The 2,472-nt window shown below is 61.7% G+C and carries 3 protein-coding genes and 1 riboswitch; of the genes, 2 read left to right on the forward strand and 1 reads right to left on the reverse strand.

Annotation, left to right across the window (positions count from 1 at the left end; genetic code table 11):
- Nucleotides 1–34: 34 nt before the first annotated feature.
- The gene (locus tag JHD07_RS09195) at nt 35–676 is read right to left on the reverse strand and encodes a hypothetical protein (protein ID WP_291621255.1); all 642 of its coding nucleotides are present in this window, start codon (nt 674–676) and stop codon (nt 35–37) included.
- Nucleotides 677–1,528: 852 nt separating this feature from the next.
- Here JHD07_RS09195 and JHD07_RS09200 point away from each other — a divergent pair.
- Nucleotides 1,529–1,675: a hypothetical protein gene (locus JHD07_RS09200; protein ID WP_291621257.1), complete on the forward strand. Its 147-nt coding sequence runs from the start codon at nt 1,529–1,531 to the stop codon at nt 1,673–1,675.
- Between the two features lie 130 nt (nt 1,676–1,805).
- A riboswitch (SAM-I-IV-variant riboswitch) is annotated at nt 1,806–1,908 on the forward strand.
- A 370-nt stretch (nt 1,909–2,278) separates the two neighbouring features.
- Nucleotides 2,279–2,472: hypothetical protein (locus tag JHD07_RS09205; RefSeq protein WP_291621259.1), on the forward strand; the 194-nt coding region annotated here is incomplete at its 3' end.

Raw genomic sequence — 2,472 nt, forward strand, 5'->3', positions numbered from 1 at the left:
GACAAGGCCAAAAGCGATAGCGGTCGCGATGTTCCTAATCGCGACGGTCGGAACCATCACGGGGCCCGTCATCCTCTCTCGTGCGAGCGGCTGCACGCGCTGCCTTTCGCGCAGCGATCTCGCCAGCCCGTTCGCTCGCTTGATGTGAAGCCTCAATGACCTCATTGAACGCCTCTTCAGGAAGCATCGCGAGCAGGATTGCGTGTTCAATCTCAGCCTTGCTCCAGCCGGCATCATGAAGGGCCCGTCCTGGATCAAACCGCTTAAGTGCACCTGGGGCGTCTTCGCCGCGCTTCAGCCGCTCGATGCGGTCCCGCATGGTGGCAGCGCGGGTGGCGGCCTCGATGGATGCCTGCTGGTTTGCGATTGCGACGCGCTCAGCCCTCGCACCGAGCCGCCGCTGATCGTTCGCGCTTGCCTCGTGCATCGCAGCGAGGGCGTCCCAGAGCTTTTCGTCGGCCTGCGCGACCTCCAACTTGAGCGCTCGCTGTTCGTCGATCGTCACCATCGGAATCCGTGCGTGAACATCGGACAGCGCCTTGGCGTGCTGGCTCGCATCGATCCGGTTCGACAGGTGCGCGAGCCGCTGATGAAGCGCCTGCCAAAATGAGAGCCGATCTGCGATCGAAGGCACCTTGTCGATTGAGCCAAGCGTAGCAAGATGCTCGTGCTTCACCCGACCCTCGACGCGCCGAGTCTCAACCAAATTTACCTGGATGCGGCTTTGCGTCTCTCGGAATCGGACGAACATTGTAGTGGCGTCAAGGCTTGTACTTCGACGTTCGGTGCTCGTCATGCCACTACATCAGCATGGCGGCAGCATGGCCAGAGCTTGCCAGGACGCGGCATCGAGCAACGCTTACACCGGGTTGGCCATAGAACTGCATCAAACCTCCGCCGCAATCCAAAAGCCGGGGCGGTCCCCGCGAACGCACCAGCGGCCTGCTAATCGAAGCCGGGCGGCTGTTGTAGGAGACCTCAGGCATGGTCCTGCCCACGGGAGGGTGATCTGGTGCGGGCTGTCTCCAGCATGATGCCAGCGTGGCCTCGATTGAAGGCGTGGGGTCCTTCCCGCCGAGGGAACCCGATCGCGGTGCCGCTGCGTCCCGATACGCAAGCGTATCTTGACGAGCCATATCCAGCCTTGCCTTGCAAGTTCCACTTACATTCCGCTCCTGGTCGCGCGGTCCTTTGACATAGATCAGCCGTCGCCAGCCCGGTCGGCTCCAGGCTGATTCTATGGAGAAGCGACCTTCTGGCGACCATGCCACTCAGGAGGCGCGACCGGGTAAGAAGCCCTCGCGTGAGGATGAACTGCGGCGCGCCGTGCAGGAATACATCGACGACCTTCGCGTCCAGCTTAAGAAACTCAGCACGATCCACTAGGCGAGCCGGGCATCTACAGTTTGGTGGGCTGCGCGGCAGCCACTTTCGCATGATTGATCTGCGTGGAACCGATGTTGCTTTCCACGCTGCACGTTTCGTCCCTGGAGTAGAGTGAGGAGCGATCAGTTTCAGGGCAATTGGAATGACTGACGAATTCGTTGCGCGGGCGAATATCGAGCACTACCGCAGGCTGTTGCAAACCGAGGAAGACGACGCGAAGCGCGCCACGATCGAGCGCTTGCTGTCAGAGGAAGAGCAGAAGCTGCAAGACCTCATCCAGCCCGAATAAATGGTCCGCCGCGCCTTGAGTGAGACGTAGAGCCCTGGCACGAGTTTCGGCGCCCAGTCCACGGGCGGACTTTCCGCGCCCAATTCGAGCTTCGCACCCTAGACAGAGCAGGACCTGGCGACTACCTTAGGATGCGCATTCAGAGGAAGGGCGGACGCCCTCGCCAACCTGCCGACCCGGGCAAGGTGGTTCCCGAAAGGGGATGCGGCCATTCGGCAACGAACGGGTCGTGCGATCGTCAGCCCTCCTCGGTTAACAGATGGGGGTTTTCTCATGTCCAGTGTCGACGAGGCTTCATCTGGAAGCCAATTCGTTGATCCTTGGGGGCGTGATCCCAGCCATCAGGGCAGGTTACCAGCGGGCGCGGTGGTCCTCGGCGGATGGGAGCGGGACCTGGGCATCAGCGAGCTATCCGAAACGCTTTTGCTGGTTCGGGAGGGCGACCAGGACTCCCTTTGGGCGCTTGTGACCGACTGCGAGGCCTCTACCAAACGAGCATTGGATTCGCACGCGAGCGGAGTTGCTGACTGGTCTGAGGACCCCTTTTTGACCTGTAGCTGCGTTGCTGGTGCTCCTAGCGGAGGACCTCTGAAAGAAGCGGGCATGGCGCTCTTGGCGATGCTCATCCGGGCAAGGTATCCGCACGAATTCCCCCGGAAGCCGTACAGCCCTGGCCTTCTGACAGCCGATGACCTCGCGTGCTGCGCCGATGGTGTAGCCCAGGAGATACGGCGGAACACGAGGGCGGCCGAGGCTGCTGGTTTCGCTTCTGAAGCCGCCATCATTGTGCTGGCGCG

The sequence above is a fragment of the Bradyrhizobium sp. genome, from assembly GCF_016462955.1.
Classification (GTDB): domain Bacteria; phylum Pseudomonadota; class Alphaproteobacteria; order Rhizobiales; family Xanthobacteraceae; genus Bradyrhizobium.

Coding starts and splice junctions, on each gene's coding strand:
- JHD07_RS09200 (WP_291621257.1), top strand. CDS start 1,529: ATGACTGACGAATTCGTTGCGCGGGCGAATATCGAGCACTACCGCAGG.